The organism is Streptomyces sp. NPDC056224, from assembly GCF_042267665.1.
Taxonomy (GTDB): domain Bacteria; phylum Actinomycetota; class Actinomycetes; order Streptomycetales; family Streptomycetaceae; genus Streptomyces.
In genome coordinates this window covers 42,603-56,195 of record NZ_JBHJTK010000022.1, presented here as the reverse complement: position 1 = coordinate 56,195, position 13,593 = coordinate 42,603, and the positions used below count along the sequence as shown (strand labels likewise).

17 protein-coding genes and 1 pseudogene are annotated in these 13,593 nt (G+C 71.6%); 11 read left to right on the top strand and 7 right to left on the bottom strand.

Annotated elements, in window-relative coordinates:
* Nucleotides 1-223: 223 nt before the first annotated feature.
* The 3 genes from ACFCZ1_RS23860 to ACFCZ1_RS23850 are packed head-to-tail and all read left to right on the top strand — an operon-like array spanning nucleotide 224 to nucleotide 2,062.
* The gene (locus ACFCZ1_RS23860; RefSeq protein ID WP_376680300.1) at nucleotides 224-1,144 is read left to right on the top strand and encodes a MarR family transcriptional regulator; all 921 of its coding nucleotides are present in this window, start codon (nucleotides 224-226) and stop codon (nucleotides 1,142-1,144) included.
* 40 nt (nucleotides 1,145-1,184) lie between these two features.
* The gene (locus ACFCZ1_RS23855; protein WP_376680299.1) at nucleotides 1,185-1,583 is read left to right on the top strand and encodes a roadblock/LC7 domain-containing protein; all 399 of its coding nucleotides are present in this window, start codon (nucleotides 1,185-1,187) and stop codon (nucleotides 1,581-1,583) included.
* A 41-nt stretch (nucleotides 1,584-1,624) separates the two neighbouring features.
* Nucleotides 1,625-2,062: a hypothetical protein gene (locus tag ACFCZ1_RS23850; RefSeq protein WP_376680298.1), complete on the top strand. Its 438-nt coding sequence runs from the start codon at nucleotides 1,625-1,627 to the stop codon at nucleotides 2,060-2,062.
* A gap of 420 nt (nucleotides 2,063-2,482) precedes the next feature.
* On the opposite strand, the pseudogene ACFCZ1_RS23845 reads toward ACFCZ1_RS23850, so the two are convergent.
* A pseudogene (locus tag ACFCZ1_RS23845) lies at nucleotides 2,483-2,656 on the bottom strand (DNA-binding response regulator); the annotation flags it as partial.
* A gap of 113 nt (nucleotides 2,657-2,769) precedes the next feature.
* Here ACFCZ1_RS23845 and ACFCZ1_RS23840 point away from each other — a divergent pair.
* On the top strand, nucleotides 2,770-2,949 hold the full coding sequence (locus tag ACFCZ1_RS23840) for a DUF6223 family protein (RefSeq protein ID WP_376680297.1): 180 nt from the start codon (nucleotides 2,770-2,772) through the stop codon (nucleotides 2,947-2,949).
* Here ACFCZ1_RS23840 and ACFCZ1_RS23835 read toward each other — a convergent pair.
* Nucleotides 2,871-3,089 (bottom strand): hypothetical protein, encoded by a 219-nt coding sequence (locus ACFCZ1_RS23835; RefSeq protein ID WP_376680358.1) that lies wholly within the window; start codon nucleotides 3,087-3,089, stop codon nucleotides 2,871-2,873. The two genes, ACFCZ1_RS23840 and ACFCZ1_RS23835, sit on opposite strands and share 79 nt — an antisense overlap.
* Nucleotides 3,086-3,505 (bottom strand): arsenate reductase ArsC, encoded by a 420-nt coding sequence (locus ACFCZ1_RS23830; RefSeq protein WP_376680352.1) that lies wholly within the window; start codon nucleotides 3,503-3,505, stop codon nucleotides 3,086-3,088. Before ACFCZ1_RS23830 ends, ACFCZ1_RS23835 begins: the two co-directional genes overlap by 4 nt.
* 249 nt (nucleotides 3,506-3,754) lie before the next feature.
* Here ACFCZ1_RS23830 and ACFCZ1_RS23825 point away from each other — a divergent pair, with 249 nt between their 5' ends.
* The 4 genes from ACFCZ1_RS23825 (at nucleotide 3,755) to ACFCZ1_RS23810 (ending at nucleotide 6,765) form a co-directional block, all read left to right on the top strand.
* Nucleotides 3,755-4,069 (top strand): ArsR/SmtB family transcription factor, encoded by a 315-nt coding sequence (locus ACFCZ1_RS23825; protein ID WP_376680296.1) that lies wholly within the window; start codon nucleotides 3,755-3,757, stop codon nucleotides 4,067-4,069.
* 35 nt (nucleotides 4,070-4,104) lie between these two features.
* On the top strand, nucleotides 4,105-4,896 hold the full coding sequence (locus tag ACFCZ1_RS23820) for an aquaporin (RefSeq protein ID WP_376680295.1): 792 nt from the start codon (nucleotides 4,105-4,107) through the stop codon (nucleotides 4,894-4,896).
* Nucleotides 4,893-5,951 carry an ArsO family NAD(P)H-dependent flavin-containing monooxygenase gene (locus ACFCZ1_RS23815; protein WP_376680294.1) on the top strand — a complete coding sequence of 353 codons (1,059 nt, stop codon included), beginning with the start codon at nucleotides 4,893-4,895 and terminating at the stop codon, nucleotides 5,949-5,951. Before ACFCZ1_RS23820 ends, ACFCZ1_RS23815 begins: the two co-directional genes overlap by 4 nt.
* 256 nt (nucleotides 5,952-6,207) lie before the next feature.
* Nucleotides 6,208-6,765, top strand: a complete 558-nt coding sequence (locus ACFCZ1_RS23810; RefSeq protein ID WP_376680293.1) for a DinB family protein — start codon at nucleotides 6,208-6,210, stop codon at nucleotides 6,763-6,765.
* A 149-nt stretch (nucleotides 6,766-6,914) separates the two neighbouring features.
* Here the strand turns inward: ACFCZ1_RS23810 and ACFCZ1_RS23805 are convergent, their stop codons facing one another.
* The 4 genes from ACFCZ1_RS23805 to ACFCZ1_RS23790 form a co-directional block, all read right to left on the bottom strand.
* Entirely contained in the window at nucleotides 6,915-8,039 is a 1,125-nt protein-coding gene (locus ACFCZ1_RS23805) for a CU044_5270 family protein (protein ID WP_376680292.1), read from the bottom strand.
* A complete protein-coding gene (locus ACFCZ1_RS23800; RefSeq protein WP_376680291.1) occupies nucleotides 8,039-8,659 on the bottom strand; it encodes an RNA polymerase sigma factor in 621 nt (206 codons plus the stop codon). Before ACFCZ1_RS23800 ends, ACFCZ1_RS23805 begins: the two co-directional genes overlap by 1 nt.
* Before the next feature lie 115 nt (nucleotides 8,660-8,774).
* Entirely contained in the window at nucleotides 8,775-9,821 is a 1,047-nt protein-coding gene (locus tag ACFCZ1_RS23795) for an NUDIX domain-containing protein (RefSeq protein WP_376680290.1), read from the bottom strand.
* A gap of 74 nt (nucleotides 9,822-9,895) precedes the next feature.
* A complete protein-coding gene (locus tag ACFCZ1_RS23790; protein ID WP_376680289.1) occupies nucleotides 9,896-10,519 on the bottom strand; it encodes a LysE/ArgO family amino acid transporter in 624 nt (207 codons plus the stop codon).
* A gap of 69 nt (nucleotides 10,520-10,588) precedes the next feature.
* Here ACFCZ1_RS23790 and ACFCZ1_RS23785 point away from each other — a divergent pair, with 69 nt between their 5' ends.
* The 3 genes from ACFCZ1_RS23785 (at nucleotide 10,589) to ACFCZ1_RS23775 (ending at nucleotide 13,563) form a co-directional block, all read left to right on the top strand.
* Nucleotides 10,589-11,506 (top strand): LysR family transcriptional regulator ArgP, encoded by a 918-nt coding sequence (locus ACFCZ1_RS23785; protein ID WP_376680351.1) that lies wholly within the window; start codon nucleotides 10,589-10,591, stop codon nucleotides 11,504-11,506.
* Nucleotides 11,507-11,789: 283 nt separating this feature from the next.
* The gene (locus tag ACFCZ1_RS23780) at nucleotides 11,790-12,872 is read left to right on the top strand and encodes a magnesium and cobalt transport protein CorA (protein WP_376680288.1); all 1,083 of its coding nucleotides are present in this window, start codon (nucleotides 11,790-11,792) and stop codon (nucleotides 12,870-12,872) included.
* Nucleotides 12,873-12,945: 73 nt separating this feature from the next.
* Nucleotides 12,946-13,563 (top strand): GNAT family N-acetyltransferase, encoded by a 618-nt coding sequence (locus ACFCZ1_RS23775; RefSeq protein WP_376680287.1) that lies wholly within the window; start codon nucleotides 12,946-12,948, stop codon nucleotides 13,561-13,563.
* The last annotated feature ends 30 nt before the right edge of the window (nucleotides 13,564-13,593 follow it).

Genomic DNA, 13,593 nt, shown 5'->3' with positions numbered 1-13,593 from the left:
TCCGTGTCGCCGCCCCTTGTCATTCTGGCGGCGAATAGTTCTCACCGAGATGAAAGGAGAGCGTCGTGAATGATGCATAGATGCTCGATTGACGCCACAAAGCGAGCAGTACTGGGATTTTTGATCGGATGATCGGCCTACCTGAATAAAGTTGCGATTACCGGACTGGTATATGCGGTTCCCAGTTGCGGCGTCCATGGAAAGAGCGGCTGATTGCAGGGACATGTCAGAGATTGATGTAGCGGCACCGCGCCGGAAACCATCAAGAGCGTCGGGGCTCGACCTGGCCAGGGCACTCACCGAGGTGTCGCAGGACCGGCTCTCCGGGGCGCTGATGGTGACGGGGGAACCCGGAGGGTCCTTCCACCTTCGGCGTGGCGCCCTCGTCGAAGTGGCTTCACCCGGCGCCCCGGGGGTCGAGACGCTACTCCTGCGCTCGGGCCGGGTGAGCGAGGCCGACTGGGCGTCGGTCACCCGGTCATGTGCCGCAGACGGTCGCGTCGGAGCCGCACTGATCACCCAGGAACTGGTCGGCAGCGCGGAACTGCAGCTGATGTGTGTGATGGCCGCGCTGGACGGAGCCCTGGCCGTGGGGATGGGACGGATCAACGACTTCGCCTTCGACCGGGATGCCCACACCTGTCGCCTGGCTGCCCCGGATGGCATCGAACCGGAATGGCTGGTGGAGGAAGCGGGAAGGCGGATCCGGGTCCTCGGTGTTCTTGCGCAGTCCCTCTCTCCGTTCCGCAGCCGGCTCGCCCGGACCTCTGCCGGCTCAGCATGGCTCGCCAACACGGCCGCGGGTGAGCGCAGGGAGATCCTGCTGCGGGCCAACGGCCGCCGCAGCGTCCGGGACATCGCCTTCCTCCTCGGCCGGAGCCTGTACGCGGTCACCGTCGAGGTGTCGCGGCTGATGGGCGAAGGCCTGTTGGAGACGGTGGCCTCGGCCGATGCCCAGAGCCCCGCAGCAGCGCACCCGCCTCCCGATCCCGTCGGCGGCCGGCCCGTGCAGACGCAGCTGCCGCATCGCCTTCCTGGTGCGAGCGGCATCACGGGGGTACTGCCGCTGAGGCCCGTGGCCGACTGCTGGCGGCCCCCGCCGGCGCTACTCGCCGAAGACCGGGCCCTCGGCGGAAACCGTTGAGCCCACTGACAGGTAACACCTTGAGCACGACAGGAGATTCGTGACAACCAGGAATGCGCAGCTCGCCACCGAGATGCGGGAACTTCGGGACCGGGTCGTCGGCGTCACTGACGTCGTCGTGGCCTCCGTCGACGGTCTGCTGATCACGGCCGAGACCGACGACGTCGCGGATCCGGAGTGCCTGGCCGCACTCACCGCGGCGACCCTCAGCATCGCCCGCCGCGCCGGGTCCATAACGAGCAAGGGGATGCTCCACCACACCGTGTCGCGGTACACCGACGGCTACCTCGTCGCCCATGCCGTCGGCGACATGGCCCTGATCGGGGTGCTCGGCGACACGGGCCTGGACATCGGGCGCCTCCACGCCGAGACGCAGGCCTTCCTGCAGCGCCTGAGCACGCTGCTCACCTCGGCGGACACGCGACCTGCGGGCAGCTGACCGGTGAGCTGGAACAACAACACGGACAACGAAGGAGCGCGATGAGCAGGGCAGAGGCCCAAGGAAGCCAGAGCATGTCCGAGCGGGTCGAAAGCCTGGTCAAGAGGATGCGCTCGGAGGTTCCCGAATGTGTGGCCGCGGGGGTCATCGACATGTCGACCGGCATGCTGCTGTCCGTGGAGACCGTCGACTCGCACCCGGCGGAAGTCCTCGACATGCTGGCGGCGGCGACCCTGGACATCTTCCAGGGCCGCAATGTGGTGATGATCGAGGGAATCTTCAAGGAGCGCCGCGGGATCGTGAGCGACCGTCACTACTTCCAGGAGATCCTGGTCAACAGTGACAACCTGACTCACCTCTTCCTGCGGATCGACAGCGCCGACGAGGTGGTCGCCGTGGTCGTGTGCCGCAAGACCGTGAATGTGGGCATGCTCTTCGCGCAGGCCCGCCGGGTCCTGAGGGAAAACGGACACCTGTAAGTCGTACCAGGGGGACTTCCCCCCGTTAGCTTTTCCGTGGCTCCGCAATGGAGCCTCCGGCCTTCGGGTCCGGCATGACTTCCCCCCCTGTCGGTGATGGTCCGAGGGGTGGTGTCACCGGTCCCGGAGGCATCGACGGAACGCTGAGGCAACCGGCCCTGCCTGCGAACTCAAGATCGTGCAGGCCCGTGACGGCAGCCCTCCATCTCGTGAACCTCCACGGAGAACCGTTCTGCAAGGACGGAGTTCAGGTGCTCCGCATGCGCACCCAGCCATGGGTGCGCGCCAGGGAACTGCGCCGTCAGTTCGACGAGCACGTAGTCCTCGGAGCCATCAGTCGGCCCGCCACAGACACAGCAACGGAGGCGCCGGCTCACCGCACCCGTCCGCTCCGGTCCGTTCCCGCCTACTGCCACCGTCTCCCTGAGCGACCAGGGCGACGGCCTCGCGTTCGCGGCCGGTCAGGTCTTCCAGTGCCGTGCGGGTCCCGGTGTCGCAGGGGTGCGGCTGGGTGAGGTACCGGTTGATCGGCTTGCGGGTGATGGAGGGGGCGAGCAGGGCGTCGCCTCGGGCGGCGACGCGCACAGCGTGCAGGAGCCTCGGGCGCCTCGGCGCCACCACCGGCGCGCTCCTCGGCCTCGCCGGCGTGATCATCGCCTGGCGCACCCTGGCGCACCCTGACCCGCCCGACCCGTCGCCCAGGCGCCGTGCCGGCCGTGGCGGCGGGGCTGACCGGTCTGGCCCTCGGCGGCCTGGTCGCGGCCACCGCCAAAGGCGACCTCGGCACGGGCAACGGCCTGGGCGGCGCCTACGCGGCCCTGTTCCTCGGGCTGATCGCCACGAGCCTCGGCTGCTGGGCACCGTCCCGCTCCCGCCGTACCTGCTGACGGCCGGATCCGGTCGCCACGATCACCGCCCTGGCGCGGCGGACGGTGCCCTCGGAGACGGTGACTTCCTTGATCGTGCCGGTCAGATCGGCGGAGACGATGCCGTCGTCGATCATCTCGCCACCGAACTTGGCGCTCACGCCTGCCGCTTGGCGTCGATTTCGGCGATGAGGCCCTCGATGAGGCCCTTGATCTCGTCGCGGATGGGGCGCACGGCCTCCACGCCCTGGCCGGCCGGGTCCTCGAGCTGCCAGTCGAGGTAGGTCTTGCCTGGGAAGTACGGGCAGGCGTCCCCGCAGCCCATGGTGATGATGTAGTCGGACGCCCGGGCGGCCTCGGGGGTGAGGATCTTCGGCTTCTGGTCGGAGATGTCGATGCCCAGCTCGGCCATGGCGGCGACGGCGGAGGGGTTGATCTGCTCGCCGGGGACGGAGCCGGCGGAGCGGACCTCGACGCGGTCGCCGGCGAGGTGCCGCAGGAATCCGGCCGCCATCTGGGAACGGCCCGCGTTGTGGATGCAGACGAAGAGGACGGACGCGGCAGGGGTGGAGGACATCGTTCTTCCTTGGGGATCAGCCAACTGCGGGGATAGGAGGTGTCGGGCGCCGGGCTCGGTGAGCGGGTCGGCGATGTGGGCGTCGATGGCATCGCGGATGTCGCGGATGTCGCGGACGACCGTGATCGGCGTTCCGTCGGGGGTGGCCGCGGGCCGGTCGAGGCAGCGGCGGCCGGGGACGATGGGGCAGGAGCCAATAAGGTCAGCTCGGACTGGTGTCAGCCCCAGCTGATGTGACAGTATCAGCACATGATGATGTCAGTCGACACTGAACTGATCCGGGTGCTGGCCGACCCGCTCAGGCTCCAGATCGTGACCCTCCTCGCCAGGGAAACGCTCTGCACCACCCACCTCGTGGAGGAGACGGGGGCCAAGCAGACGAACCTCTCCAACCACCTGAAGGTGCTGCGCGAGGCCGGTGTCGTGGATACGGAGCCATGCGGACGGTACATCTACTACCGCCTGCGCCCGGAAGTCATAGAAGCCATCGCCGGTCAGTTCGCCGACCTCGCCCAGGCCGCGCGAGCCACCGCCGAAGAGAACCTCAAGCGGTCCTGCCCGTAGCCCACTCTGCCTCACCTGCCCGAGGAGAACCCGTCTTGACCGCCACCGAGCCCGTCGCCGCCCCCGCAGCGGAGAGCGGCACAGCCGCCGGCGCGCCCCAGCCCGCCCCCGGCGCGACCCCGCCCCGCACCCCGCTGATCGCCCGCGCCGCCGCCGAGCTCGTCGGCACCGCGGCCTTGGTCGCGATCGTCGTCGGCTCCGGCATCCAGGCCACCGAGCTCACCCAGGACGTGGCGCTTCAGCTGCTGGCCAACTCGACCGCCACGGTCTTCGGTCTCGGCGTGCTGATCGCGCTGCTCGGCCCGGTTTCCGGCGCCCACTTCAACCCGGCCGTCACCCTGGCCGAGTGGTGGACCGCCCGCCGCGGCGGCGCCGGGGTCACCGCCCGCGAGCTCGCTGTCTACGTGCCTTCGCAGATCGTCGGTGCGATCGCGGGCGCGATCCTCGCGGACGCGATGTTCGGCGAGCCGCTGGTGAAGTGGTCCACGCACGACCGCTCCGCCGGAAACCTCCTCCTCGGTGAGGTGGTCGCCACCGCCGGGCTGATCCTGCTGATCTTCGGCCTGGCCCGCACCGACCGCCTCCGCTTCGCGCCCGTCGCGGTCGCCTCGTACATCGGTGCCGCGTACTGGTTCACCTCGTCCACTTCCTTCGCCAACCCGGCGGTGACCATCGGCCGCGCCTTCACCGACACGTTCGCGGGCATCGCCCCGGCCTCGGTGGCCGGCTTCATCGGCATGCAGCTGGTCGGCGTGATCGTGGGCCTGGCGCTCGTCGCGGTCATCTTCATGCGGGGCAAGGGCGAGAGGGAGCAGGCCGCGGCGTGACGCAGCGTACGGACGTGGTGGTGATCGGCGGCGGCCAGTCCGGGCTCGCCGCCGGCTACCACCTGCGCCGCCTGGGCGTCGAGCACGTCATCCTCGACGCCCAGACGGCACCGGGCGGGGCGTGGCAGCACACCTGGGACTCGCTCCGCCTCTTCTCCCCAGCCGCCTACTCCTCGCTGCCGGGGCGGCTCATGCCGCTCCAGCCCGGCGAGACGTATCCGGACGGGCGGCACGTCGTGGAGTACCTCGCCGACTACGAGAAGCGGTACGAGCTGCCGGTCCAGTGCGGCGTGCGGGTCGACGCGGTCCGTCGCGACGGCACCCGTCTGCGGGTGGAGGGCGACTCGGGCGACTGGCGGGCCCGCGCGGTCGTCAGCGCGACCGGCACCTGGACCCGCCCCTTTATCCCCGCCGTCCCCGGTCGCCGCGAGTTCTCCGGACGGCAGCTCCACACGGTGCAGTACAGGAGCCCCGCCGAGTTCGCCGGCCAGCGGGTCATCGTGGTCGGCGGCGGCAACTCCGGTGCCCAGATCGCCGCCGACCTCGCCTCTGTGGCCGAGCTGACCTGGGTCACCCGGCGTCCACCCCGCTACCTGGCGGACGACATCGACGGCCGGGCCCTCTTCGACGCCGCCACCGCCCGCCGCCGCGCCCTGGACGCCGGCCGCACCGACACCGGTGGTGTCGCCTCCCTCGGCGACATCGTCGCCGTGCCGCCCGTACGAGCCGCCCGCGACGCCGGGCTCCTGAGGGCCACCCCCATGTTCAGTCACCTCGCCGAGGACGGCGTGGCTTGGGCCGACGGTACGACCGCGCAGGCTGACGCGATCATCTGGTGCACCGGCTTCCGCCCGGCCCTGGCCCACTTTGCCCCGCTCGGGCTGCGGGGTACCCGCGGGCACATCGCCACCGTGGGCACCTGCGCCGCCGACGAGCCGCGCCTGCACGCGCTCGGCTACGGCGACTGGACCGGGCCGGCCTCCGCGACGTTGATCGGTGTCGGCCGCCCTGCCCGGGACGCCGCCCGCGAGATCGCGGAGCTGCTGCGGGCCTGACCTTGCCGGCGAGCGTCACTGCTGCGATGCGGACCCTATGGACCCTATGGACCCTATGGACCCGATCGGCCGGCCGGGACGGGGCAGGTGTCACCGCGCCGCGCCGCGCCTCCCGGAGCGGGCAGCGGACGTTCGGTCCGCTCCTCCAGGACGGCTGGACCGTACAGCCGCGGCCGCCTCCGTTACGCCCGGCCTGGAGCGGGAATCATTGCCACCCCGGCCGGCCCGTTGAGTACCGGCCCAGATCCGGCAGGCCATGATGAACGCGATCACGATGGACCGGCAGGCCGTGTACGAGGACTACGAGCGCGTCCGCCTGACCTTTCACCGCCTGCTCGACAGCGCCTCCGAGGAGGAACTCTCCGGTGCCACCCGCGGCACCAGGTGGACCAACGAGCAGCTGCTGTGGCACATGCTGTTCGGCTACATGGTCGTCCTGCGGCTACGGGTACTGGTCCGCCTCTTCGGGCGGCTTCCCCGGAGCGTGAGCAAGGTGTTCGCCCGGGTGCTGGACGCGGCGACCGTACCGTTCGACCGGGTCAACTACGTCGGCCCGCGCGGGGCGGTGAAGTTCTACGGGCCGCGCCGGATGGGCGTCGCCTTTGACCGAGTCGTCGACTCCCTCCAGCGCCGGCTGGCCGCCGAGTCCGACATCGACCTGGCCCGCGGTATGCACTACCCCGTCCGGTGGGATCCCTTCTTCAAGGACTTCATGACGCTGGCGGACATCTACCGCTACCCGACGCAGCACTTCGACTTCCATCACCGCCAGCTCACCTTCAGCAGCGGCGACGGGCGTCAGCGGGAAGGCTGAGGCGCGACGGAGCCGCAGATCAGGGGCCGTAGCGGAGGAGTCCGATACGGCCCCTGGCCGTTTCCGGCGGAGGTACCGGTGAGCCTGCCAGCGGTACCGGTCGCTCCAGCGGCCGGTGCCGTCGCGGGGGTTGGCGGGTGGCGGGGCGGTTACCCGGCCGGGGTGGGCACGTGCTTCATCCGGTCGACGACCGTGCGGGTTATGACGGCGCGGGTGAACACGACGGTGCCGGGCTTGATCAGGTCCTGTTCGCCCGAGCTGCCCTCCACCTGGACGGTGCGTTCGCCGAGGAACGTGAACGTCTCCTTGTCGAAGATCCATTCGGTCCGCCGGCCGGAGGTCTCGTCCAGCCGGGCGACCGCGACTCCGTGCCGGCCCGCGGCATCGACCGCGTCGTCCACCGTGACCACGCCGGGGATCTTCGCCGCGGCCTTGTAGAGCGCGACGGCGAGGTCGGCCGGTGGGTAGCTCTCACCCAGCAGGTCACCGATCGTGGTGAACGCCTCCTGGTCGGGGCCGTTGCCGTGCCCCCCGGTCTCCTCGTAGATCTTCCGCAGCAGCACGTCGGGGTCGGTGGGCAGCCGGGCGAGGTAGTCGTAGGTGGGTGCGTTGAGGGTGGCCGTCGGCGTCCGGCCCGTCTCGGTGTTCCCCTCCAGGGTGAGGCCCTCGGGACCGGTGTTGCCGGGCTCGATCAGCCAGCCCCTGCTTCCGTCGGGGGAGTTCCAGCTGTGGCGCATGTGCAGCTGTTCGCTGACCAGGGTGCTCTTGCCGTGGTCGGTCCTGACGTACGAGGTGGCCGTCTTCGTGCCGATGTAGATGAACTGGTTCCCGCGCACCACCGGGCCGGAGGCGCCGGCGGCAGCCAGGGAGATGCGGTCCAGGAGCTGCGTCGCCCCGGCCGGGTCGGCGGCGCCGATCCGGGTGGTCAGCACCGGGCCCGTGGCGACGCCGGAGCCGGATCCGTCGTTCGTGACGCCCTGGTCCCCGAGGACGCGCACGCCGGCCACGATCGTGCCGGCCAGGACGCAGGCTACGGCGGGCAGGAGGATCGCGCGGCGCAGGAACGGGTTGCGCGGCTTCCCCGTGCGGACGGGCCGTGCGGCGACGGAGCCGGCGGTGCGGAGGTCGTCGCGGAGGTCGTCGTGGATGCGGGTCATGAGGCGCTCCTTGTGCAACTGGTGGCGGCCCGCAGGCAGTTCCCGCTCCACGAACGGCAGGAGAAGCTCGGTCTCCTCCCGGTCGTCCGGACGGGGCCGGGAAAGGTCGGCGTTCATCAGATTCCTTCCTGTGCGGACCGGACCGCGTTCGTGCGGTCGCCATATGTCTGTCGCGGGGGACCGGCGGGTTCCCGTCCTTTCCCCTTCAGTTCCGCGTCGGCGAGTTTGCGCAGCTTCGTCCGGGCCCGGGACAGCCGGGAACGGACCGTGCCGACCGGGATCCCGAGGACCCTGGCGGCGTCGGCGTACTCCAGGCCCTCGCACAGGCACAGGAGGAGGACCTCGCGCTCGGACCGCCGCAGCGCGCTCAGCTGCGCCAGCGTGACCGCGATGCGCCGCCGGTCGTCGAGCCGGCCGGCCACCTCGTCGGCGTGGTCGGGCACGGATGCCGCCGCCGCGGCTGCGGCCACGGCCGCGGCCCGGTAACGCCGGTTGCTGCGGCAGTGATTGCGGGCGAGGTTGGTGGCGACGCCCAGCAGCCACGGCCGCAGTGACCCGCCGTCGGGTTCCACCCTGGCGCGCAGCCGCCACGCCTCCATGAAGGTCGCCGACATCACGTCCTCCGCGACGGCCCAGTCCCCGGTCATCCGGAAGGCATGGTTGTAGACGGCGCGGGCGTAGCCGTCGAACAGCTCCGCGAAAGCATCAGGATCCCCGGACCGCACCCGGGTTCGCATGTCTGTGGTCACTCCTGTCGACTGTCCGGCATCAGCGGCGGGTTCCCGTGACGCGCGTCACGTCCGGCCGTCGTGGATCCGTCGCCCCCCGCCGCGGGCGCGTGCTCCGGGCGGTTCAGGGGGACTCGGCCGGGCGGCCCGCTTGGAGTTCCAGAGGGGCCGTGGCGGTGGTGCGGGCGGTGAGGCCGGCCTTGATGCGGCGGCGCAGCGAGGGTTTGACCAGGCCCCGGAGTTCGGCGGGGGTGGCCGTGCGCCATTCGAGGTGCTCGCCGGGGTTCAGCCGGATCCGGGCCAGCGACGGGGCGTCGAGGACGCCGCCGTCGTAGAGGAAGCGGACGCGCGCCAGGCGGCCCGGCTTGTGGGACCAGTCGACGGCCAGCAGGCGTCCGGGGGCGAGGTCGAGGCCGATCTCCTCGAGGACCTCCCGCCGGGCGGCGGTGCGCGGGGTCTCGCCGAGGTCGCTGTCGATGCCGCCGCCCGGCAGCTGCCAGCGGCTGGTGTCGCCGTACGCGGGCCGCACCAGCAGGACCGCGCCGTCGGGGTCGGTGAACAGCATGCTCGCGCCGGTCAGCGCCTTCGGACGGCTGGCGCGGTGGCCGGCGGCGTCGAGCATGCCGGCGTGTTCCAGGGCGGCCCGGTCGGCCGGGTCGAGGCCGGCCGGGGAGCCGGGCTGGGGCACACCGTCGAGCAGATGGGCCACGGAGCCGGTGTGCAGGGCGACCAGCCCGGCGCGGAGCCGGGGCGCGACGCGGGCGGGGAGCGCCTCGCAGGCGTCCTCCGCTCCGAGCCAGCGCGCCTCGGTGATCTCGCCGTCCGGGAAGGAGAGCGCGGCGGTCTCGTCCGGCGGCAGCGGACCCACGAGGTGGACGTGCACCACGAGGGAGCGCCCGAGCGGGCCGGGCGGCCGGGAGTCCACCGCGAGCAGCCGGCCGACGGGCACGGTGAGGCCCAGCTCCTGCTCCAGCTCGCGCGCGAGCCCCGCCTCCGGCGTCTCGGTGTCCTCCACCGTGCCGCCCGGCAGTTCCGGATCCGCCTTGTACGAGGTGGTCAGCAGGAGGACCCGCCCGCGCGTGTCCAGGACGATCCCGGCGACGGCCACGAGCGGGGAGGGCTGAGTGGCGTAATACGCCCGCACCTCGTCGGGGGAGGGGCGGTGGGACACGGCGGGCTCCTGGGGTCGTGGTCACGGCGGTGTGCGTGCCCTGGCACTATCGCGCACGGCCCGCCACTCGGACGTCAGGCGCGGGCCAGGAGCAGACCGCCCATCGTCACCATCGTCGCCGCGACCAGCCCGTCCAGCACCCGCCAGGCGGCGGGGCGGGCCAGCAGGCCGCTGAGCAGCCGGGCCCCGTACCCCAGGGTGCCGAACCAGGTCAGGCTGGCCAGACCGGCCCCGATCCCGAACGCCCAGCGCAGGTCGCCCCGGTCGGCGGCGAGGGAACCGAGGAGCAGCACGGTGTCCAGGTAGACGTGCGGGTTGAGCCAGGTCATGGCCAGGCAGGTCAGCACGGCCCGGCGGCCGGACCCGGCGGTGGCCCCCTCCGCGCTCAGTGCGGCGCCCGGCGCGGGCCGCAGCACCCGGCGGGCCGCGAGGACCCCGTAGCAGATCAGGAACCCGCCCCCGGCCAGTCCGACCACGGTCAGGGCGGCGGGCCAGGCGGTGACGAACGCGCCGACGCCGGCCACACCGAGGGCGATCAGGAGCGCGTCGGACACGGCGCAGATGGTGACCACGGCGAGGACCGCGTGGCGGCGCGCGCCCTGGCGCAGGACGAAGGCGTTCTGGGCGCCGATGGCGACGATGAGGGAGAGTCCGGTGCCGAAGCCGGCGAGGGCCGCCGTGATGATGCCGTGTGTCATGCGGTCGACCGTAGGCATTGGCTCCGCTTCAGTACAGCTAAAGATTTTTACGTACCATTAGCGCTCATGATGGATGAGCTTCCCCTCGACCAGGTACGGACGCTGCTCGCGGTGGTGGACGAGGGGACCTTCGACGCCGCGGCGGCCGCCCTGCACGTGACGCCGTCCGCGGTCAGCCAGCGGGTCAAGGCACTGGAGATGCGGACCGGGCGGGTGCTGCTGATGCGGACGAAGCCGGTGCGGGCGACGGAATCCGGGGAGGTGGTGGTCCGCTTCGCCCGGCAGCTGGCCCGGCTGGAGCGGGACGCGCGGGCGGAGCTGGGGATGGCCGAGGGTTCGGGTCCGGTGCGGCTGCCGATCGCGGTGAACGCGGACTCCCTCGCCACCTGGTTCCTGACGGCGATGGCGCGGGTGGAGCAGGACCCGCCCGTCTGTATCGAACTGCACCGCGAGGACGAGTCGCACACGACCGCACTGCTGCGGGAGGGCCAGGTGATGGCCGCGGTGACCTCCTCGCCGGATCCCGTCGCCGGGTGCAGCGTACGGATGCTGGGCCTGGCGCGGTACCTGCCGGCGGCGAGCCCGGACTTCGCGGCAGGTCACCTGTCGGGCACGCCGGCCCGGGATCTCAGGCGGGCGCCGGTGATCGTCTTCGACCGGAAGGACGAGCTCCAGGACCGCTTCGTGCGGTCGCTGACCGGGAACCCGGAGAGCGGGGCGGGGCCGGTGCGGCTCTCCGTACCGACGTCGGAGGGGTTCCGCGACGCCGTGGTCGCGGGGCTGGGGTGGGGGATGGTGCCGGAGCAGCAGGCGAGGCCGTTGGTGGCGACGGGGGAGCTGGTGTTGCTGGCGCCGCAGCGGCCGTTGGACGTGCCGCTGTACTGGCAGCAGTGGAAGCTGGACTCGCCCGCGCTGTCCATGGTGGCGCGGGTGGTCGCGGAGGTGGCCGGGGAGGCACTCCGCAGGCCCTCGCAGGCCGGCCCTTGAGGACACGGGCTGCGGAGCGTGGAGCCCGCATCGTGTCGCCGATGACGTGCGGGGCGGTGGGGGAGCTCGGGCTGGAGGCGGACGCGCGGGCTCCGGCGCGGGTGAGGCCGACCAGCGTGTTCGTCGACCGGAAGGATGGACTCCGCCCGGGTGACCTGCTCTGCCGGAACCCGACGCGCTCCCTGCGCCCGCGTCGGTCCGCGCGCCGTGGCCGCAGCCCGGGAGGCGTCCCGGGTGATGGCAGACTGGCCGCTGATCAGCCGAAGAGGAGCACGCGTTGTCCATGTTCAGCAGCCTCCGCCGGGTCGTCCGCCGCGGTTACCGGCGCGCCGTCGACCTCAGCCACCCGGCCCGCTCCCCGCTCGGCAGTGCCGTGGTCAACTGCATCGTCTACCAGGACGGCGTACGCCAGGAAGGCTGCGCGGAGGTCGAGGAGGCGCTGCGCCGGGTCCGCAAGGCGGGCGACGGTTTCGTCTGGATCGGCCTGCACGAACCGGATCACTCGGAACTCTCCACGCTCGCCCAGCTGTTCGGCCTGCACCCGCTCGCCGTGGAGGACGCGGTGCACGCGCACCAGCGCCCCAAGGTGGAGCGGTACGACAACACGCTGTTCTCCGTCTTCAAGACCGTGCGCTACGTCGATCACGAGGAGCTGACCGCCACCAGCGAGGTGGTGGAGACCGGCGAGCTGATGGCCTTCACCGGCGAGGACTTCGTCATCACCATCCGGCACGGCGGACGGGGCACCCTCGGCCCGGTCCGTGAGGCGCTGGAAGCCGCCCCGGGGCAGCTGGCCACGGGGCCGGCGGCCGTTCTGCACGCCATGGCCGACCACGTCGTCGACGACTACGTGGCCGTGACGGACGCGGTGCAGAACGACATAGACGCCGTCGAGACGGCGGTGTTCAGCCCGGACGGCGGGCGCGGCGACGCCGGCCGGATCTACCAGCTCAAGCGCGAACTCCTGGAGCTGCGGCGCGCGGTGGCGCCGCTGAGCCGCCCGCTGGAGCAGCTGGCCACCCAGCCGATACCGGTCATCCCGCCCGAGGCCCGGGCGTACTTCCGGAACGTGGCCGACCACCTGAGCCGGGCCACCGAGCAGATCGGCGCCTACGACAACCTGCTCGACTCGATCCTGCAGGCACACCTGGCGCAGGTGACCGTCGCGCAGAACGAGGACATGCGCAAGATCACGGCGTGGGCGGCCATCGTCGCCGTGCCGACCCTGGGCTGCGGGATCTACGGCATGAACTTCGACCACATGCCCGAGCTGCACTGGCAGTACGGGTACCCGCTCGTCCTCGGCGTCATGGCGGCCGCCTGCTTCGTCATCCACCGCGGCTTCCGGCGCAACGGCTGGCTCTGAGCCTCGCGGAAAACCCTGGCGGGGGTGCCCGGGACCGCCGGTAGGGTCCGCCTGTCACTGATGATCACAGGGAATGGGCGGGGCGGACATGGAACGGGCGGCGACGGATCCGGTCGGCGGCGAACTGGCCGGAGAGCGCGTGCGGTTGGAGCCGCTCGCGCATCGGCACCACGACGGACTCTGCGAGGCGGTACGCGACGGGAGGCTGTGGGAGCTCCCGGTGACCACCGTTCCGCACCCGCGGGACGTGGCCGCCTTCATCGAGGACGCGCTGGCGGCGCACGAGGCGGGCACGCAGATCGCGTACGCGACGGTGGACCTCGCGACCGGCAGGGTCGCCGGCTCCACACGGCTCATGATGATCAGTACCCCGCACCGGCGACTGGAGATCGGCTACACCTTCCTCGGTGCGTCCCGGCAGGGAACCGGGCTGAACACCGAGGCCAAGCTGCTCATGCTCACCCACGCCTTCGAGGCGATGGGCATGAACCGCGTGGAACTCCTCACCGATGTGCGCAACAGCCGGTCGCGGGCGGCGATCGCACGGCTGGGGACCACCCATGAGGGAGTGCTGCGCCACCACATGGTGATGCGCGACGGCTGGGTCCGCGACACCGCCGTCTACAGCATCACGCGCCCCGAATGGCCGGACGCCAAACGCGCGCTCCAGGCCCGTGTGTACGGCCCTTGAGGATTCGCCGACTCTGGCAGTAAAGTTTCC

What these genes read in the sequence shown, in the direction of transcription:
- ACFCZ1_RS23860 (WP_376680300.1), top strand. Translation starts at nt 224, where the DNA reads ATGTCAGAGATTGATGTAGCGGCACCGCGCCGGAAACCATCAAGAGCG.
- ACFCZ1_RS23775 (WP_376680287.1), top strand. Translation starts at nt 12,946, where the DNA reads ATGGGCGGGGCGGACATGGAACGGGCGGCGACGGATCCGGTCGGCGGC.
- ACFCZ1_RS23830 (WP_376680352.1), bottom strand. Translation starts at nt 3,505, where the DNA reads ATGTCCTCCACCCCTGCCGCGTCCGTCCTCTTCGTCTGCATCCACAAC.
- ACFCZ1_RS23810 (WP_376680293.1), top strand. Translation starts at nt 6,208, where the DNA reads ATGATGAACGCGATCACGATGGACCGGCAGGCCGTGTACGAGGACTAC.
- ACFCZ1_RS23790 (WP_376680289.1), bottom strand. Translation starts at nt 10,519, where the DNA reads ATGACACACGGCATCATCACGGCGGCCCTCGCCGGCTTCGGCACCGGA.
- ACFCZ1_RS23850 (WP_376680298.1), top strand. Translation starts at nt 1,625, where the DNA reads ATGAGCAGGGCAGAGGCCCAAGGAAGCCAGAGCATGTCCGAGCGGGTC.
- ACFCZ1_RS23800 (WP_376680291.1), bottom strand. Translation starts at nt 8,659, where the DNA reads ATGCGAACCCGGGTGCGGTCCGGGGATCCTGATGCTTTCGCGGAGCTG.
- ACFCZ1_RS23825 (WP_376680296.1), top strand. Translation starts at nt 3,755, where the DNA reads ATGATGATGTCAGTCGACACTGAACTGATCCGGGTGCTGGCCGACCCG.
- ACFCZ1_RS23780 (WP_376680288.1), top strand. Translation starts at nt 11,790, where the DNA reads ATGTTCAGCAGCCTCCGCCGGGTCGTCCGCCGCGGTTACCGGCGCGCC.
- ACFCZ1_RS23785 (WP_376680351.1), top strand. Translation starts at nt 10,589, where the DNA reads ATGGATGAGCTTCCCCTCGACCAGGTACGGACGCTGCTCGCGGTGGTG.
- ACFCZ1_RS23805 (WP_376680292.1), bottom strand. Translation starts at nt 8,039, where the DNA reads ATGAACGCCGACCTTTCCCGGCCCCGTCCGGACGACCGGGAGGAGACC.